The following is an 18,704-nucleotide window of genomic DNA, read 5'->3' on the forward strand; positions in this document are numbered from 1 at the left end:
CTGGCTATTCATCCAACTCTGAAGAATGCCAGACGCCTCTCTACAATATCGATCAATCTTCAGGAATCTGTATCGCTTCGGCTTCTGAAACGGCGATCCAGCCCTCCAGATTGTTCGTGCAGACGAGCAGGTCGGGATAGGCTGCCCAGGCGCGGAGGGAGGCTTCGTCGTCAGGGGTCCATACCATCAGCCGGACGTCTTCATCTCGGCAGCGTTCGATAAAGGACGGGGTAACATAGACATGCTTGACGGACAGATATTTGCCGCGAAGCTCTGCGAGATAAGGGAAGAGGGAAGCCGAAGCTCCATAAGAGATCAGGCCTATGGCGATCTCGGAGTCGAGCTCCCTTACCCGTTCGATGGAGTAATGATCGAAGGAGGAGAGAATGACCTGCTCCTTCATACCCAGACGATGAATAACTTCCAGGACGGTCGCTTCCAAGCCTGGCATGGCATCCCCGGTCTGCTTCAGCTCGATATCAACGGTCAACTGATCCTTCAAGAGCAGCAACGCTTCCTCCAGCGTCGGAATTTGCTCCCCTTCTCCAGCGTCCAATTGCTTTAACTCTTGCAATGTATAAGAACGGACTACCCCTTGTCCGTTCGTTGTTCTATCCAAGGTAGCATCATGGATGACCACCGGTACGCCATCGCTCGTTAACTGCACGTCCAGTTCTAGATGATCGAAGCCCAGTTCGAGCACGGCTCGGAAGCCGCGTAGTGTATTCTCTGGATACTTGAGCGGGTAACCCCGGTGGGCGATTCCGTGTATTTTAGACATTTCTCATACCTCCAATTTCTTTATATATAGCGGTGATAGTGGTCTTTGCGGACTCCTTTTGCGACTCCTTCGTTCCCATCACCCCCATAGACCCCATAATGTAATGTTCCATTGCTTCCAATACGCCTTCGCTATAGCTACTCTCGCAGACGTAGTCAGCAGCTTGCCTCAATTCCTCCGGGCTATTAGCGACAGCCACTCCTATGCCCGCAGCCTGCAGCATCGGCAGGTCATTAAGCTGGTTCCCGATAGCCATCACCTGATCCAATGGAATGTCGAGAATCGTTGCCACCTGCTGCAGGGCAGTACCTTTGCTAACTTGGCCCGGAACCAGCTCCAGATAATTGTCCTCCGATTGAAAAGCCGCGATCGAGGGGTGAAATGCCGGAGAACGGTCTGCAAACTCGGCGAACAAACGGCGGCTGTGTTCAATAGGGCCGAGTAGAATTGCTTTTTCAATCTCACTGCTGCTTTGCTGAATTTCATGGAGACTGATGAGTGAGCAGGTAACGCCTTCTTTTCGTTCATAATCTACGATATTGCTGCTTCGGGCCAAGCTCCACACCTCCTCCCCACAAAAGAGAAGCACATCCAGCCCGTCCTGACAGGCGGCATAGAGCAGATCATATAGGCTGGCGAGTGAAATCCCACAGCGTGCAAGCGTCATCCCATTGGACCGGGCCACCACTGCACCATTGCAGAGAATGACCGGCAGATTGAGCCCAAGCTGCTGGATGATCGGGCGAGCCGTAATGTAAGGTCGGCCAGTCGCCAGGGTGAAGCATCCCCCTTGACGGATGTACTCACGAATGGCAGCGGCGGTCGAGCTTGGCAAGGTATGAGCGGCGGAGAGCAAGGTACCGTCCAAATCGCTAACGATGAGTCGAATTGGATTCACGAACAACATCCCTTCTATATTAGGTCTTCCGCGTCAGTTAGAAGGTTGTCTCTATTCTCCACCGTAACTTGTGCGGCTTAAGAGGCAGCATTAGCCTATTAAACTTTCGAACATATCGAACGACTAAACTTGCTAAGTGCAAATTGAAAAAGGTACTAATAGAAAACTAACTAATAGAAAACTAACTAATAGAAAACTTACTGCAAAAAGTGCAGCTAAATGAGTGACGTCCCGCATCACCAACAGTTTAGTTGTAAAATGTACACTTAAAAACTCCAATTTCCCTCGTTCTACGGTTACGTGTAATTTTAAATGTACTAAATGCACCTGTTACCGCCATGGCCCGCTTGTTCGAGATTCTAAGTGCAGGTTATGCAGTTAGTCGGAGCCGATCGGATGACGTTACAAATGTACTTAAAACCCCGTTTGCCCGCCCGTGCACAGGATCTCAGCAAGATCGCAAGATCGCAGGGTCAGGGATAAGTGCTAATCTACAACTATTCCAGCCATTATGAGCTTAGCCCAGCATATAACTGCTTTTATACACTTATTTGTGCCGATATCCCTTCTAACTGGGTAAAATCACGAAACTAGTTGTATAATCGCAGTTATTTAACGCCATTACAGGGGAACATGCCCAAATAAGTGCACTTCTGCAACTAGTTCATCAAATCCGTAGGGGCGCGCACACAGTCAAGCACTGCGTACTATCTATCCCAGCTACGAGGATCCGCGCCCCCGACCATCTACGAGCCTATCCATGTAAATTACTTAAAGGTCGAATTGGTCATGGCCGAGACGATATGCTTCTGCATGACGGTAAAGACGAGCACGATCGGGATGATCGCCATGACGCTGGCGGCCATGATGATGTGGAAGTACATCGCTTCATCCCCGGCGATAGAGTCGCGCAGCATGGCGATACCGACGGACAGCACGCGCATATTGTTCGTGTTGGTCATAATCAGCGGCCAGAAATAAGAGTTCCAGGATGAGATGAAGGTCAGCACTCCGAGCGTCACAACTGTCGGCTTGGCCATCGGCAGCAGGATGCGATAGAGCATCGTGAACCGGCCGGCACCATCGACGCGGGCGGCTTCCAGCACATCGTTGTTGAGCGACTTGAACGCCTGGCGCAGCAGGAAGATCCCGTAGGCCGAGGCCCCGCTTGGTACGATGAGCGCCCAGAACGTATCGAGCCAGTGCAGCTTCGACATCATGACATAGACCGGCACGAAGGTAACCTGATCAGGGACGATCAGCGCGGCGAGCACGAGGAAGAACAGCACTTCCTTACCCCAGAACCTCCCCTTGGCAAAAGCGAAGGCCGCCATCAACGCAATATTAAGCTGGAGAATCACGATCCCGACCGACATCACCAGGGTGTTGGTGAAAAAGCGGGCGTAGGGAATGATCCGGAATGCCTCGGCATAATTGCTCCAATGGAAGGACTGCGGCCATAGGGTAGGCACCGCCAGCCGCATCTCCGCTTGCGTCTTGAAGGAGCTGATCAGAAGCCAGTAGATCGGGAAACAGATCAAGGCGGTTATCACGACACCAAGCGATGTACGTAAGGAGAAGCGCAGGCGATGCTGCTTCTCTCCAGCCATGCGACTATCCCTCATAATGCACCTGCTTTCTGCTGACAACCCATTGGATGATCGTCAGGACAAGGATGATGACGAATAAGATCATGACCAGAGCCGAGGCTCTGCCGGTCTTGAATTCCGTGAAGGCCATCGTATAGATCCAGTAGACAATTGCATTCGTCGCTTGCAACGGTCCGCCGTTGGTCATAATGTCGATCGACTGGAACACCTGCATGGACGAGATAAAGGTAGTAATGACAAGGAACAGCGTCATCGGCGACAACAAAGGCAGCGTAATGTACCGGAAGCGGCTAAATCCCGATGCTCCGTCGATGGCCGCAGCCTCATAGTATTCATTCGGGATGCCGCGCATGCCGGAGATGAACAGCATCATGGCGAAGCCGACGCCTTTCCAGACCGAAACTGCGACTAATGCAGGCAGCGCTGTGGATGGATTGGTCAGCCACTGGATCGGTTCAAATCCCATCAGCTCAGTGACGCGATTGAGCAGACCGTACTGTCCGTTGTAAATCCAGGTAAATACCATCGCAGCGATGACCATGGAAATATAATGCGGCATGAAGATGATCCCGCGCATGACCGCGTACATTTTAGAGCGAAATACATTGAATAGAAGCGCTAGCAGCAGGCCGATCGTCAAGGTTAACACGACATCCAGCAGCGTATAATGCAGTGTGACTTTGAGCGACTGGTATAGATCCTCATTCTTGAACAGCTTGACATAGTTATCCGCACCGACGAATTTCTTCACCGGCTTGGTCATATTCCAGTTCGTGAAGCTGATATAGACCGAATTCAGCAGCGGGTAATACAAGAACACGGCAAGAAAAATCAGCGCCGGAACAGCGAACATGAAATCCTTCGCTTTCTCGATAAGTCCGAAGTGCTTCCTGGTGGTAGTAGAGGAGACGCCCGCTTTAACGGCCGCCTCCTTGAGCAAAGGAGCAGATTGCGAATTACTGTTCATCATCATTCATAATCCTCAAGAATCTCATTCATTTTCTTGGCGGCGTCCGGCATCAGCTGGGCAGGGTCGGCCTGGTTCAGGATCATCTCGCCGATGACTTCTTTATATTCAGAGCTGAATTCCGGATAAGCCGGGTGCTGCAGACGTGGAGTCACATTGTCGAAGTTATCGAATACCGCCTTATATTGCGGCCAGCGCTGAAAATAAGCCTTGCCTTCTTCGGTTTCAAGCGCCGATTTGCGAGTGGGCAGGTAGCCTACCGATTCCGCCCAGCCGATATTGTTCTCCGCAGCCGTCATGAATTGCACGAACTTCCAAGCGGCTTCCTTCTCCAGGTCGCTAGCCCCGTCCATAATGACGATGCCGGCTCCGCCGATGTTGGAGGTGCGAGTCTGGTCGCCAGGCAGGAAAGATACCCCGACCTCGAAGCTGGCATTCTCACGATAAGTCTTAAGCATAGCCGAGGTATGCTGTACCATGGCAATTTGGCCGCCGAGGAACATTTGCCGCATATTGTCGGAAGCTCCTTTTCCATAGCCCATATGCATCGAACCCTCCTTGATCCACTTCTGGAAATTCTGGATATAGCGTAGTGATTCCGGCGTATCTACAGCTGCTTTGCTCTCTGCATTCAGAATCTGACCACCGCCATTGATCAGCCAAGGATCGTAGTACCAGGTATCCCAGCCGGGGACGGAGAAGGCGTAACGAGTTGTTTTGCCGTCCTTGCGCTCGGTGACTTTTTCATTAAAAGCCTCAATCTCATCCCAGGTCTGCGGCGGTTCTACGCCAAGCTGGTCGAGTAGAGTCTTGTTATAGACGAACACGCTCGTGCTGACGATCAGCGGGAAGCCGAACTGCTTGCCATTGTAGGCATAGGCCTGGAGCATTCCCTTGGCAAAATCATTCGTATCGACGCCATCGCGATTGATCCAAGGCGTCAGATCGGCGAACACACCACTATCTGCAAAGTTAGGCAGGGAGGCCACTTCCACATTGGTTACGGCAGGAACATCGCCGGCGGCGACGGCGGCCTGAAGTTTTTTGTGCAGATCATCATATCCGCCCTGGAACACCGGCTCTACCGTAATATGCGGGTATTTGGCCTGGAAAGCCTCAACCATCTTATTCAAGCCTTCGATCTGGGCATCGCCATGGGCATGCCAATATTGGATCGTAACGGGCGTCGTATCGTCCTTAAGTCCGGAATCGGCTACAGCGGCTGCTGAGTTATTGCCTTTGCCAGACGCATCAGCGTTGCCCGCTGTATTCGTATTGCCACCGCATGCCGCCAGCATTAGAGTGAGGATGATCGCGAGCATCGGGTTAAGCCATTTGATGGTTTTCATGAGGATGAAAACTCCTTTCATGTATCGGGATTTGGATTTTTAAATGAAGAGAAGACACTAAAAAGAGACGATTGATAAACAGCCAAAAGCGCATACCACCCCCTGTAATAGGAATTGCATCATGTGCCCTTGGGTTATCTCATCGTCTCCACCCAAAAATATGTAATTAATAGCCGATTTCGCGGCCAAGATCGGCCGCTTACCAGAACCGCTGGTCGCCGATCGATACATAGTCCGCGCCGCTGTCCAGCGCAGTTATAATTTCCTCATCGTGACGGATCAGACCACCGACGATCAGGGGCCGCTGAATTCGTGCCTTGAGCTCGGCGATAATCCTCGGCATCAGGCCGGGCATCAGCTCGACCTCATCGGGCTGCGCGCTGGCAATCACCTTAATCGCTGTTTCCACTGCAGCGGTGTCAATCGCAAAAATCCGCTGAATCGAGGAGATGCCGGCATGGCGGGCGGCAGTGATCGCATTACTCTTCGTCGATACGATGCCGTCGATACGGAAGGTATCTGCTAAATATTGAATTGCGGAATGATCACGGCCGATGCCGCCGACCATTTCCACATGTACGTATACCTGCTTACCTGCCTGATGCAGCTTGTCCATCATATCGCCCATCTGCAAAATGTCGCCGGTCATTAAGATGACGCGTTCAACCTGGCTGGCTAGGGCGGCGGTGATCTGTTCGGGCTTGGTAATGGAGGCGATGACAGGGAGGCGGGATTCATTCGATTGCTTCATTCTGATGATCCTCTCTCTTCAAGTTGACATGCTTCTATTCTAGATGATGAATATTAGCTCGGGATCAATGCTGTGTTAACGGTATGTAATGCGGGCGTGGAAGATGAAATTCGATTATTTTCATATAAGATTCGGAATATCATTAACACTTTCAAGTAAACTCTGATACTCTTATTAAGGTAACCCCATTGAATCGAGTCTGTGCGGAGTTACAGCCACCTGTCTTGAGCGGGTGGTCGTTTAATTTATGAAGGGAACTTTACATCATGAAAATCATTCGTATTATTGTCCAAGTAATCCTGCTGTATTTGTTCTATTTCGTTGGGGACTATCTGCAAAAGCTGCTGCATCTTCCTGTGTCGGGAAGTATTGTAGGATTGCTGTTGCTCTTTGCTCTATTGCTTCTCAGAGTTATCCCCCTGAAATGGATTGAAGACGGTGCCACAACGATATTAGCCTATCTTCCGTTGTTTTTTATTCCAGCGACGGCTGGGATCGTGAACCATATGGATATTTTTAGTGGGAGAGGTTTATTGTTAATCCTGATCCTTATCGTAAGCAGTGTGCTCACGATGGTCGCAGCTGCACATTCCAGCCATTGGCTTTCTAGCTTGAACAATAAGAGGAGAGTGGGATGGAGTGGCAAGAGATTAAGCGAAAAGGGGAAGGAAATATAATGTTTTTTGTCGCAACAGGTATTGTTCTATTGAATGTAGCTATTTATTTAATGATGTCGGCAGTGTATAAACGATTTCGTATTCCTGTACTTATTCCCGCGCTTACAGCGACAGTGATTATTGTAGGGATACTTGTATATTTTCATATTCCGTATGATACCTATATGATCGGTGGTCAGTGGATTAATAAACTGCTCGGTCCTGCCGTAGTGTCTCTTGCTTACCCTCTATATAAACAACGGAATGTGCTCGTTCAGAATCTCCCGGCGATCCTGGGGGGAACGGTTGTAGGTCTGCTTATAGGGATGTCTAGCGGGCTCCTCTTAGCAGCCGGATTAGGATTCTCAAAATTATACGTCCTCTCTATATTGCCCAAATCGATTACTACACCTGTGGCCATTCAGATTTCAAGTAGTTTAGGTGGGGACTCTTCCTTAACCTCTGTATTTGTCATGATTGCCGGATTTACGGGCGCGATTGGCGGACCTTGGATCATGAAGCTGTTTCGAATTCGAAGCGAAGTTGGAATCGGGATCGGCTTAGGGACGGCTTCTCATGCGCTAGGCACTGCAAAGGCCCTGGAGTACGGTGAAAAATCCGTATCGATGAGCTCGGTGGCGATGACAGTCTGTGCGATTGTAGGTTCATGCATCGGTCCGTTAGTGGTGTGGATGATCTACCCATAAAAGGCCTGACCAGAAAGAAGCGTCCTTCCGTTATGGAGAGGACGCTTCTTATAACTCGTATAGCTTCATAGATAATAGTTGGTCATCGCTTGATCACTGGCTAGAACGGCCTCGCTGTCCAGCTTCTTCTTCAGATAGGTCTTGTCCGACGAGATGAAGATGCTCATGATCAGATCGACGACGAACAGGAACGTAATGTGATTGGACAACAGCGCGCTGTTATTGACGGAGATTTTGTCCGGGACGATGATGCTCAGATCGGCATTCTCCGTAATTGGCGAGGAATCATAGCAGGAGATGGCGATGGTCTTGACCTGGTGAACCTGGGCGATCGCGACCGTCTCCACGATTTCCTTCGTTGAACCGGAGCGGGAGAAGGCGACGACGGCATCTTCCTTGCCGCATTGGGCGGCGGCGATCTTCATAGCGCGACTGTCATTGACTGCTTCCGCCATGATGCCGATAATGGACAGGCGATTCTTCAAGGCAATGGCAGCCAGGTACGAATCGAACATGCCGATAATATAGATGCGCCGGGCTCCCTTCAGCATCTCCACCACCTGACGGAGCTGTTCCTCAGTGACAAGCGCGGATGTATTCACGATCAATTCGTTATAATCAAGCGCAAGCGCATCGATCGGGTTGATCTCCCGACGTTCTTTCTTCTTGGCCTGCATCTCCCGATAGAAGGCATCCTGGGCAAAGGCGATCTTGAAATCATTGAAGCCCTTGAATCCGACCTTCTTACAAAACCGGTTAATACTTGTCTCCGATACGCCGATTTCATTAGCAATGGCGGTAATCGTGTTCCGCGTAATAAAATCCGGATTGTTAATGACGAAATTGGCGATTTGATTTTCACCGTATGTCAATTTTTGAGTCTGGGATACGATTTTCGCGATGACGGCCGGAACCTGTGAAGACATGATACCTCCTCCTGATCTAACGCTGGAAAGACTAATCCGGCGAGTCTGGCAATAGCTTTTCCCATTATATCATACTGAGTGAGGTATTGAGAGTGCGTGATATCCATAATTTACAAGCTGATAGCTGCTGCATGAAATCCTCTTCCTTAAGCTGCCTCTCTTCGATTAAATAAGCATAGTCCAGCAAATTTGGCAGGCAGGGAAGACCGAGCAACTCCTTGCAGAAGGCATGCGCGGCGATCTCGCAGCACTGTACCACACTAGATCGTCTCGTAAATCGTCCCAGCTTAAACACCTCGATCGCTTCCAGCTTCTCATTCGTAAACCTCTGATCCCGGAACTCCAGCCAGTGGTAGAACTCATGCGCCAAGTGGATATCGATTAACAGCTCCAACTCCGTTTCGGGACTGTTGATCCGTTCGCCTAGAATATCCCGGCATACCGTCTGCATTCCCTGAAGTGAGGAGGCGTACAGAATAATCTCCGGCGGTGTCTTGGTGAAATCGATCTGAGCACGGAACGAGACGTTATGGAACTTCCCGGACGCCTCGGTGATCTCGTAACGAAGTCCGGCTTCCCTGCACATGTCGCGAATGCTGCGGCCTTGATAGGCTGTGGCTGCGAAGCGCCCCGACTGAAGCGAGCTATGGACGTAGTAGGGAATCTTTGCTGCGGGTATTTTGTGAAAAAGCGGGTCCTGCCTAAGCTCCATACAGCCGAGTAGTTCATCAGACAGTTCAGATCGTATACCCGGTAAAAGACCTTGCACCGCCACTTCGCATCGCCCTCCTCACAAATTTAAATGATGAACCCCATGCTTATTGATAAGCAATAACCAGCATTTCATCCTCGGGTTTAAGCATCTCGGTCTCGATCTCAAGGATGGACAGAAGCTGCTCTTTCGTCTGCATGCCGGTCAGATCGAGCATCTTCTCCTTGTAAAAGACGAACACCTTCGGAATTGTGGCATTCGCGTCGGAGTAGATCGTGTTATCGTCCAGAAATGAGCTTAGCGCCTCCTGCGCGGATTTGCTCAGCTTCGTATAATGCACATTGCTCTTCTTGAAGCGAACGACGCCTTCACGGTCGAGGACGCTGACCGAGCTGGATTTCTTTTTTAATAGGCCAAAAAAGGATTTCTTCACGTTCTCGCTCACGAACAGGTTCCAGCGTCCAGTCTGTGCAGCAAGCACTGTCGATTCCAGCGGCTGGTCGATAGAACTGGCGGCGATGGCCTTCATGTCATCCACCGACATCGCTTCCTGAGCCAGATCCTTGGAGCGCAGCTCGGTGGAGCCGGTCGCCATGGCGCGGAGAATATTCTTCTGGCTGTCGATCTCAATGCTGACCTCAACCGTCTCCTCGGAAGCGCCGGACTGCACGATGCGCTCGATGATGTCGGCCCGGATCCGCTTGATATCCTCCTCGGTCGGATTGACGACCGTACGCTCCAGTTGCTCCTTAACCATCGCTAACGCGACGCCGATCGTGGACACATAAGGGGCATTGTTGGCGATCTGCGATTTGAAGCCTTCGCGATCGGCCATCGCCGGAATGAGCACCGCGCCGCTGCCGCCGCCGCCGACTAGTGTGACGAAGCTGCGATCCAGCTCATAGTCCGCGATCATCTCGTTGACGGTCTTCATCGTCTTATCGATGGCGATATTCATCACTTGTCTGGCGGCTTCTTCTATGCTTAGTCCAACATGATCAGCTAGCGCATTCCAGGCTTTTAACGCCGCTTCTGTATTTCCCTGGGCATAATCGCCTTCGGGGATGTAATTCAGAATATTGGCGGCTCCGGCGAGCGTATACGAGTATTCCTTGCCTCCGGCGCATTCACAGATGACATATTCGGCCGGGTCGCCTTCGCGCGGGCTGATGAATTTTACCTTCGGATCGACGATATTCTCGGTCGGGGCGAAGGCTTCGTATTCTTTGCCAGCAATATGGGCGCTGCGTGGCCCGACATCCGTGATTTTCCCCCCTGCTATCTTAATCATGCTGCCGCCGGCGATCCCCAGGGTGCGTACATCCAGGGATTGCAGGTAGGTGCGATGACCGCCGACCTCAGCATTCTTGATCATCACTTTCCCGTTCTTGATGACGGATATGTCGACACTGGTTCCGCCGACCTCGAAGAAAATGCCGTCAGAGATCTTCTCATACATCAGCGCCCCGGCCACCCCTGCGGCAAGACCGGATAGCATCGTTAGAATCGGGCGCTTGCGCACCTCGTCGATGCTCATCACGCCGCCATCGCAGCGCATAATCATGAGCTGGGACTGGATGTTGGCATCCTTGACGGATTTCTCGGTCATATTGGCGGTCTCCATCATTTTGGGGATGAGGGAGGCGTTGATCACAGCGGTGCGCGTTCTTGTCTTCAGCCCGTAGAGCTGGCTGATCTCATGCCCGCCGGTGGCATACAGCCCCTTGCGGTTCGCCAGTTCCACCACGCGCAGCTCGTTAGTGGGATCATCCACGCTGTAGGCTTCGGAGGCGACGATCACCTCGGCGCCCTGGGCGGCTAACTCGTCAATCGCGCTGTTGATCTGCTCATCGGTCATGCCCTTGGAATCCAGATAGGTATGGAAGGTATGCAGAAATTTGCCTGGAGCTAGCTCGATATCGCCCGGATTGGATTCGGAGCGGGCGCTGAGCCCGTCGATGCCAGAGCCCATGCCGATGATGCCGACGCGCGCTACATCCCCTTCGAGCAGGGCGTTAGTGGCCTGCGTCGTCCCGTGGGCGATGAAGGTCACGTCCTTGGGCTGGATGCCTCGGCTGTTTAGTATCCGCTCCAGTATTTGCACAATCCCTTTGGCCACGCCGTCCGGGTCATGGTGGGTGGTCGGGATTTTCATTTTCTCGATGACTTTAAATGTCTCATTATCGATCAGCGCCGCGTCGGTAAACGTACCGCCAACGTCAATACCGACCCTTACTTTCGTTCTCCCCATAATGTTCTCCTCCAATGGCGGGTCAAGGACCTTCTGCTCTTTAGCTTTTTATGGAAGCCTTCGAGCAGGGTCCTCGTTCCCCGTTTTTATCTATTTAAAATACCATAAACGATCCTATGACGACGGCGATCAAGACAGAGGCCATGGTCCATGGCAGCGTCTTCTTCAGAATCTCGTTGATATCGCTCTTCGTGAAGTCGGCCACCCATACGTTATGTGAGTTCGTAGGGTCGGAGACGGATTGCACGTTGCTGACTGCACGCAGGGCGAGCATCGCAGCGACTGGCGTCATGCCGGCGGATACGAACAGGGCGGCGATACCGCTGCCAAGGCCCCATACGTTCAGCGGTCCACGGTAGATCGCCAGCGGCGACAGAATCGTGAAGAACAGGATGAACATCAGCGGGCTGCTCGGCAGTACGGACTCAATCAGCGGCGAGATGACCGCCGATACCTGCGGTGACATTACAGAGCTGAGCAGGATGCCGATCCCGATCATCAGTCCCATCGCCCCGGCGACGTCCTGAATTCCTTCCACTAGCGCGCTGGAGAGAATATGAACCGGACGCTTCGGCCAGGTGAGCAGGATCGTTACAAGCGCGCCGGCAATAACGGCCGGAACGATATCGATCTTGAAGATAAAGACGAGCAGCACCGGTACGAGCGGGCTGATCAGCGCAATGGCTGGGACTTTCTTGTCTCCGCCACCAGGTGTTGCGGCGGGCATCGCCCAGGCTTTGCGGCCTTTGCCGTCTTTTTGGATATAGAAGACGATCATGGCCAGGGCAATGACGATCAGCGGGAGCGCCACTACCAGTGTGTAGTTAGCGATCTGTTCAACGGACAACCCGAGCACATCGACATATACCGCCCAGTTGGACACGTTGAACAGGGAGCCGACCCCAACGGCCAGTAGAACCACGATGGAAGCGACGAATTGGGAGATGCCCGCCGTCAGCATAATCGGGATGACGATGGTGCCGACGAGGATGACCATACCCAGTCCTCCAGCCGCGGAAAAAATAATGGATGCAGTGATGAAAAATAGAATAGCTATAAGTATAGGCTTATCTCCGGCCAATTCGGCTGCCTTACGGATAATGGATTTGGTGATGCCGACCTTGTTCAGGATCTGGCCGAACCAGGCACCGAAGATGAGCCCGGCGATCGCGCCGGATAGCTTCATGGAGCCTCCGGCCAGAATGGTCTTGGCGATGGTCGTCGCCTCTGGATCATTCGATAGCAGCGGCACGCCGGCGATGATGGCGAACAGGATTGCCATTAAGGGCAGCGCCAGAATGGTCGGCAGCTTGCGCGTCATCATCAGTCCGACAAACACCAGAAATACGAGCAAAATACCAATGGCTTGCAACCACATTGTCGTTGTCATCTGATTTTATTTCCCCTCTCATAATGGGTGATTGAACAAGTTGAACCAACGACTATCGGATGAAGGCAACCGACTGAAATGTTCCTACGATCGCTGTTGCTCACGAATTTCTATGATTGAGTAGAATCCAACAAGGTAGAAATCCGTTCACAAAGGCGACCACTACGTTTCTTCAGAATCATTTCAGCTAGGTTCAAAATTCTAAAATGTCCTACCCAGTTAGAATTTTGGACCCTTTTGCCAAGACCGTTCTGTCTCCTTAGTTCAACTTATTATTTTAAACTTCCAAGTAAGCCCCTTGCTCTTTGAGAATCTGCTGGACTTTCTTGATATCTACGTCCTGTACGTTCTTGTGCTCGAGTGCCGCGAGGGCTGCGGCCACGCCGCCGCCATGACCGATGGCGCCAGTCGTAGGCGTCGTTCGCATCGCGGCCTGGGCTTCGAAGGTAGCCGAGATGCAGCGGCCGATGACGATCAGGTTAGGCACGGAGGCGGTGATCATGCAGGAATACGGAATGCTGTATACGCCGCCCCATTCCAGCTTCTCATGCTTGGTGCCTTCACCATCGGGGCTATGGATATCGATGGGGTAGCCCGAGTGCGCGATCGTATCCTCGAACAGGCGCTGCTGCAGAATATCCTCGGCCGTCAGCGTGTAGATGCCTTTGATTTGGCGCGATCCGCGCACGCCGATGCTTGGTCCGGTGGACTCGACAACCGCATGCTCAAAGCCAGGGATGTATTTGCGAACAAACAGCTCCAGCTCACGGCACTGCTTGCGGCCTTCCATTTCCGCTTGGCTGAGGCTGTGCGCGTCGGTGGCGTCATAGCCAATAATCCGTGTCGTATTGAGGATGACCTCGCCCGGGTTGTTGGTCTCGAAGAACAGAATATTTTCACGCGGTATGGAGATTTCGCCCCGCTCCTTGGCTTTCCTGAACAGGCTGTCGAAGCCGCCGACAGAAAGGCGAGGGGATTTCTCAATGATGGAGGTGTCCCCGTTATACAGCGGGAAGTCCTCCGGATGAGCGTGAATATATTCCTTGACCCGCGGGATATCGACGTTGTACATTTTCATCTTAAGGGTCATCGGCTGGGTCGCTCCATCGGATTCGCGTCCTTTGGTGTACTCCACCCCGGCTTGAGCCGAGAGGTCGCCGTCACCGGTAGCATCGATGAAGACGTTGGCGTGGATATCGCTAAGCCCGGATTTATTGCAGACCTGTATGCCTGTGATGCGGCCCTCTTCCGTATATACGCCTGCGAGCATGGTGTGGTACAGAATATCGCCGCCGGCTTCCGTGACCATTAGCTCCAGCTCATGCTTCATCGCTTCGGCATCAAACGGGGTAACCGAGTATGTAAATCCGACCGTGTCGAAAATATGCCCCGGCGATTTGCCCAATCGCTTCAGCCGTTTGATCAATTCCCCGGTGAAGCCTTGAATAACCTGTTTCTCGCCAGCATGGAAGGTCATCATCGGACCGACGCCGTTGGCGGTCAGAGTGCCACCGAGGAATCCGTGGGACTCCACGATCAGCGTCTTCGCCCCGGATCTGGATGCGGCAATGGCTGCCATAGCTCCGGAGATGCCTCCGCCCATGACAACTACGTCATACTGCTTCATATGTTCTTCGCTCCTTTTCTCGCATGTTAAAAGCTTGTGTTGCTACTAGGCTATCAAATAAAAACTGGTTTGTAAACGCTTTTAGAAAATAATTTTCTAAATATCCGGAAATGTTGAAAATTGTTTGCTGAATTTTGGAGAATAGAAGTTGAGGTGGATTTTTGAGGAAATAAGGTGAGAAAGGGGCGGTCTCAAAAGTCGATCTTCCGACTTTAAAGACGCCCCTTTTGCGTGCCCAAAATGTGAACATCCCCATGTTCTGGCAGGATCAACACTAACGGACAATGATGTCCGTTAGCGTTGATCCTGTGGCATCCTTGCCCTTGTAACGGACAATAATGTCCATTACCAGGGGAGTTGTCGCGAGAAATTGCATTTTGTGCTTCTAAGGGTCAAAAGTGTCCGTTAGAAGAGCGTAGTTGTTGTTTTCATGCTCTAACGGTCATTTTTGACCGCTTGTTAGTGGAAAGTCCTGGCTCGTTCAGTCGGTTCTCCTTGCGGGGTCTAGAGAAGGTTCACACTGAGTTAGGGATCGTGGCTTTGGCCCACAAAAAAAGTTGGACGGAAAACATGACGTTTCTCCGCCCAACTTTTTATTTTGGAGGCTTATTGGACAGCCCCGATAGATCTCATATGGAGCTGTTATTAAATCGCACTCATAGCATCTTCGACCTCTGTTTTTACCAACGCGTCTACATATTGCAAGCTCAAAGCAAGTCCGTTGTTTGTACCTTTTAATAACAAAGTGATGTGAGTGCCACTTACCTTCCATTTGCTCATAAAATACCCACCATCTTCAAAGGAAATTTGCTCCAGTGTGTCTTTGTTGCTAGCATAGATATTACTTTCTGGTTGTCCGTAACTCTCCGTTAAGTCATAAAGTATGCCATCGTAAATCTCCATTACCATTTCTTCGTCATAACCTGAGATATCAGGCACAAATCCGAGCTTGGCCAGCTTGTGTTTGTAGAACACATATAATTCTTGAGTGTCATCGGCGAAATCTTGATACAATAGCACATGAATGTCGCCTTGTTCACCTTCATCGATCAGTGTACTAGTCCTAGCTACTGATTTAACTTGTTTCGGAGTTGCTCCCCATACCGGAAAGTTAACTAAGGCTGTCGGCTTCTCCCCGATCCAGGCAAAGCTCTCAGAAGAGTCCAGTCCGATCGATTTTCCGGTGAGTTGCTTCACAGCTGATAGCGGGATGTACGTAGTTCCGTTCAATGTCTTAGCAGGGGCAGCTAGATTGGCATCGGAACCGTTGATTTTAGCCTTTTTGCTGCCTATCTTGACGGTGATGAAGGAGCCCGCGGAATTTTTAGCTGTAATGGCTTTGGTCTTTTTATCGACAGTCGTGACATAATTCAGATCAGCCAGGACATCCTTCATCGGAACGAGAGTGACATTCTTCTCAACAACTGCCGGAGTCTTCGCTGACGAGAGATTGCCGTCTACATAGATCGTATAAGATGCAGCAGCGGCGGAAGTCGGGGTAGTGAAAGAGAATAGACCGATCAGAACAGCCAGGCACCCCATAAGCGTGAAGTAAGTAATTTTTCTCATAATGTCTCCTTTTATGTACCTAGGTATGATATGGAATATTCTATTAATATATCATAGATAGAGTGAAGGATGAGGGAGGATTTTCCTGTATGCATTGAAGAAATCTGCTGTTTCATTTATATTCAAGGTAATCTGGAAAAGGAGGTGAAAGGGTAATCCATATTCGGAAAACCGTAGTGCTTGTGGGCTCCCATCTTGCATTTTGCTTGAAAGACGCATTACCGAAATAAACTATTCACGCAAAATGAGAGGGAGGATTCACAATGATAACCTATCAAGTAATGACGGAAGAGCATGTCGATAAATTAAAAGAAATAGATCGCTCCGAGCATATTGATCTGATCTATGAGTTGCAGAACGGTCAGATGACTGAATTGCCGCAGAATCACGAATGTCCGAGTTGGGATGGCGAGCTGCTGCATGAGATGGAGGGAAGATATCTGCTGGAATTGCGCAATGGAGGAATGGCAATCGGTGCGTTCGATGCAGATACGTTAGTGGGATTCGGTGTGCTGGCCCATCAATGGCGGGGAGAGCAGCAGGACCGCCTTCAGGTAGATCTCATGTATGTGTCGCGGAATTATCGCAGACAGGGCATCGGGACGCAGATCATACAGACACTGGCAGAAGAAGCCAAGCGAAGAGGCGCGAAGTACCTCTACATCTCGTCCACGGAGACCCGTTCAGCCGTATCCTTCTACAAGAGCAATGGTGGGCAATTGACGAAGGATGTAGATCCTGAGCTGTTCAAAAAAGAGCCGAAGGATATTCATATGTTAGTTGAGTTGTAGATGTACGGATTGATAAAATAAAGAGCTAATCTATTTACTAAACAGTGTGGTACGGATGAAGTGCTGCACTGTTTTTGCTTCTCATGGAACGAGCCGGAATTCGACTTGGGCTGCGAAGGCTTAAGAAACTTGTAAGAATTGAGAAAGAAAAAAGAGAAGTCCGCCTTGTACTATGAAAGTGCCAGGTAGGTGTTCGATAAAATCGGCTTCTTCATTCACTTCGTGATTAACGGCAGACGAACAGAAATTCTACTATATATTTTTAATGGGAAGGAATTGATGTTTTCGTGAGTTACGCCTTATACAACAAAATGCTACAGTCGCTGTGGATGGCATGGGAGACTGTATTTGAACGTATTACGCCGCTTCGGAGTGTGTACCAGTCGAAATTCGGTATTTGCAAAATTGTCGTTCGCGCCCACCGCGGTAGTTCTATCCGCTTCGAGGATGGGACATACGTACATGCGGGTGATCAAGTCTGTGAAATTCACCTTGATAATCGGGAAGTTCTGCAGTTATCACGGGCGGTCGGGGCAGATCGGGCTGCGATTGTGACGGCGCGCAGGCTGCGCGAAGCGTTGAAGGATATTGGCCGAGCGGTCGATACTGATCCGAAATTGGCAAAGGCAAAGGCCTTGACCGGCATTACCTTGCTGCATCGTGGCATTATTCATGGATTGGGATTCGAGCTGCATCCGCTGGAGACGAAGTGGATGGAGCGGATATCGACTGTATATCTTCGCTTGCTGCTTCGCATGCTTAATCCAGAAGGGGCCAAACGCTTAAAGCAGCAGAGATCGAAGCTTATACCGAAAATGCTCATGATGTCCCGAGCGTCTTTGGTAAATCGATATGCAAGCGGGGTAAAGGCGTAATTATGGACAATCTCATTCCACGTTTGCTCATTTTCTTGATCACGCTTTATATGGGCCTACCTTTCCTACTGACTCGAATATTCGGTTGGGGGGTCTTCCGCAAGGCCAGTCGTAAGCGGGCAGAGCGCCATGTTGCCTTTACATTCGATGATGGACCTGATCCGCGCTATACGCCCAAGCTGCTTGATCTTCTTCGGGACCGAGGCGTGAAGGCAACCTTCTTCGTTCTTGGCAGCAAGGCGGAGAAATATCCGGAATTAGTGAAGCGCATGCACGAGGAAGGACATCAGATCGGCATTCATAATTATACGCATATGCTGAATTGGATCATGTCTCCAAGAAACATACGTCGAAAACACGTTGAGCGTTCTGCAGACATTATCCAACGAATTACGGGAGAACGTCCGACCTACTATCGTCCTCCTTGGGGGATTTTGAATATTGCGGACCTGTTCCTGCTGCGTAAGGCATATCGGCTCGTGTTATGGTCGGTTATCGCGCGCGACTGGAAACTGAATACGGGTGGACATCATTTGCGTCATCTGCTGTCCAAGCATATCCGTCCCGGGGCTGTCATCGTATTGCATGATAGCGGCGATACTCTTGGGGCTGACAGAGAAGCTCCCGGACAAATGCTGACAGTGCTTCGGGACATCCTGTCCGAGACCGAACGAAGAGGCTTGAAGTGCGTGCGCACGGATGAATTGCTGAAGCTGGAGCGTGCAGCGTAAGATCGCAAAAAGAAGGATTATTTACTATCTAAAAGTAGCAAAGCCTTAGAGTGGCAAGGAATCCTAAGAATTAACGTTTAAATGCTGGCAGGTTTGCCGGCATTTTTGCATTT

General features: G+C 50.8%; 17 protein-coding genes. 5 read left to right on the forward strand and 12 right to left on the reverse strand.

Features of this window, described 5'->3' with window-relative positions; genetic code table 11:
* Positions 1-52: 52 nt before the first annotated feature.
* The 6 genes from BFJ94_RS24255 to BFJ94_RS24280 form a co-directional block, all read right to left on the reverse strand.
* On the reverse strand, positions 53-781 hold the full coding sequence (locus BFJ94_RS24255) for a glycerophosphodiester phosphodiesterase (protein WP_120464909.1): 729 nt from the start codon (positions 779-781) through the stop codon (positions 53-55).
* On the reverse strand, positions 774-1,679 hold the full coding sequence (locus tag BFJ94_RS24260; RefSeq protein WP_162944391.1) for an HAD family hydrolase: 906 nt from the start codon (positions 1,677-1,679) through the stop codon (positions 774-776). Before BFJ94_RS24260 ends, BFJ94_RS24255 begins: the two co-directional genes overlap by 8 nt.
* 767 nt (positions 1,680-2,446) lie before the next feature.
* Positions 2,447-3,289, reverse strand: coding sequence for a carbohydrate ABC transporter permease (locus BFJ94_RS24265; protein WP_438803678.1), 843 nt, complete (start codon positions 3,287-3,289; stop codon positions 2,447-2,449).
* 4 nt (positions 3,290-3,293) lie between these two features.
* Positions 3,294-4,256, reverse strand: a complete 963-nt coding sequence (locus BFJ94_RS24270) for a carbohydrate ABC transporter permease (protein ID WP_120465400.1) — start codon at positions 4,254-4,256, stop codon at positions 3,294-3,296.
* Positions 4,257-4,258: 2 nt separating this feature from the next.
* A complete protein-coding gene (locus tag BFJ94_RS24275; RefSeq protein WP_120464912.1) occupies positions 4,259-5,605 on the reverse strand; it encodes an ABC transporter substrate-binding protein in 1,347 nt (448 codons plus the stop codon).
* Positions 5,606-5,804: 199 nt separating this feature from the next.
* Complete coding sequence (locus tag BFJ94_RS24280; RefSeq protein WP_120464913.1) at positions 5,805-6,356, reverse strand: glycerol-3-phosphate responsive antiterminator; 552 nt, start codon at positions 6,354-6,356, stop codon at positions 5,805-5,807.
* Between the two features lie 266 nt (positions 6,357-6,622).
* Between BFJ94_RS24280 and BFJ94_RS24285 the strand changes: the two genes are divergently transcribed.
* Both BFJ94_RS24285 and BFJ94_RS24290 read left to right on the forward strand, forming a co-directional pair.
* Positions 6,623-7,033 (forward strand): CidA/LrgA family holin-like protein, encoded by a 411-nt coding sequence (locus BFJ94_RS24285; RefSeq protein ID WP_120464914.1) that lies wholly within the window; start codon positions 6,623-6,625, stop codon positions 7,031-7,033.
* Positions 7,033-7,719: an LrgB family protein gene (locus BFJ94_RS24290; RefSeq protein WP_120464915.1), complete on the forward strand. Its 687-nt coding sequence runs from the start codon at positions 7,033-7,035 to the stop codon at positions 7,717-7,719. Before BFJ94_RS24285 ends, BFJ94_RS24290 begins: the two co-directional genes overlap by 1 nt.
* Positions 7,720-7,784: 65 nt before the next feature.
* On the opposite strand, the gene BFJ94_RS24295 is transcribed toward BFJ94_RS24290, so the two are convergent.
* From BFJ94_RS24295 to BFJ94_RS24320, 6 genes are all read right to left on the reverse strand, one after another.
* A complete protein-coding gene (locus BFJ94_RS24295; protein ID WP_120464916.1) occupies positions 7,785-8,645 on the reverse strand; it encodes a MurR/RpiR family transcriptional regulator in 861 nt (286 codons plus the stop codon).
* 64 nt (positions 8,646-8,709) lie between these two features.
* The gene (locus tag BFJ94_RS24300; protein ID WP_120464917.1) at positions 8,710-9,420 is read right to left on the reverse strand and encodes a hypothetical protein; all 711 of its coding nucleotides are present in this window, start codon (positions 9,418-9,420) and stop codon (positions 8,710-8,712) included.
* Positions 9,421-9,463: 43 nt separating this feature from the next.
* Positions 9,464-11,608 carry a hydantoinase/oxoprolinase family protein gene (locus BFJ94_RS24305; protein ID WP_120464918.1) on the reverse strand — a complete coding sequence of 715 codons (2,145 nt, stop codon included), beginning with the start codon at positions 11,606-11,608 and terminating at the stop codon, positions 9,464-9,466.
* 94 nt (positions 11,609-11,702) lie between these two features.
* Complete coding sequence (locus tag BFJ94_RS24310; protein ID WP_120464919.1) at positions 11,703-12,998, reverse strand: citrate transporter; 1,296 nt, start codon at positions 12,996-12,998, stop codon at positions 11,703-11,705.
* A gap of 277 nt (positions 12,999-13,275) precedes the next feature.
* The gene (locus BFJ94_RS24315; protein ID WP_120464920.1) at positions 13,276-14,625 is read right to left on the reverse strand and encodes an FAD-dependent oxidoreductase; all 1,350 of its coding nucleotides are present in this window, start codon (positions 14,623-14,625) and stop codon (positions 13,276-13,278) included.
* Between the two features lie 645 nt (positions 14,626-15,270).
* On the reverse strand, positions 15,271-16,194 hold the full coding sequence (locus BFJ94_RS24320) for a copper amine oxidase N-terminal domain-containing protein (RefSeq protein WP_120464921.1): 924 nt from the start codon (positions 16,192-16,194) through the stop codon (positions 15,271-15,273).
* 263 nt (positions 16,195-16,457) lie between these two features.
* Between BFJ94_RS24320 and BFJ94_RS24325 the strand changes: the two genes are divergently transcribed.
* The 3 genes from BFJ94_RS24325 to BFJ94_RS24335 all read left to right on the forward strand — a co-directional run bounded on the left by BFJ94_RS24325 (position 16,458) and on the right by BFJ94_RS24335 (position 18,591).
* Positions 16,458-16,985, forward strand: coding sequence for a GNAT family N-acetyltransferase (locus tag BFJ94_RS24325; RefSeq protein ID WP_120464922.1), 528 nt, complete (start codon positions 16,458-16,460; stop codon positions 16,983-16,985).
* A gap of 287 nt (positions 16,986-17,272) precedes the next feature.
* On the forward strand, positions 17,273-17,860 hold the full coding sequence (locus BFJ94_RS24330; protein WP_120464923.1) for a YkoP family protein: 588 nt from the start codon (positions 17,273-17,275) through the stop codon (positions 17,858-17,860).
* A 2-nt stretch (positions 17,861-17,862) separates the two neighbouring features.
* A complete protein-coding gene (locus tag BFJ94_RS24335) occupies positions 17,863-18,591 on the forward strand; it encodes a polysaccharide deacetylase family protein (RefSeq protein WP_120464924.1) in 729 nt (242 codons plus the stop codon).
* The last annotated feature ends 113 nt before the right edge of the window (positions 18,592-18,704 follow it).

Origin of the sequence: Paenibacillus aceti (assembly GCF_003614185.1) — a bacterium.
In the GTDB taxonomy this organism is placed as follows: Bacteria; Bacillota; Bacilli; order Paenibacillales; family Paenibacillaceae; genus Fontibacillus; species Fontibacillus aceti.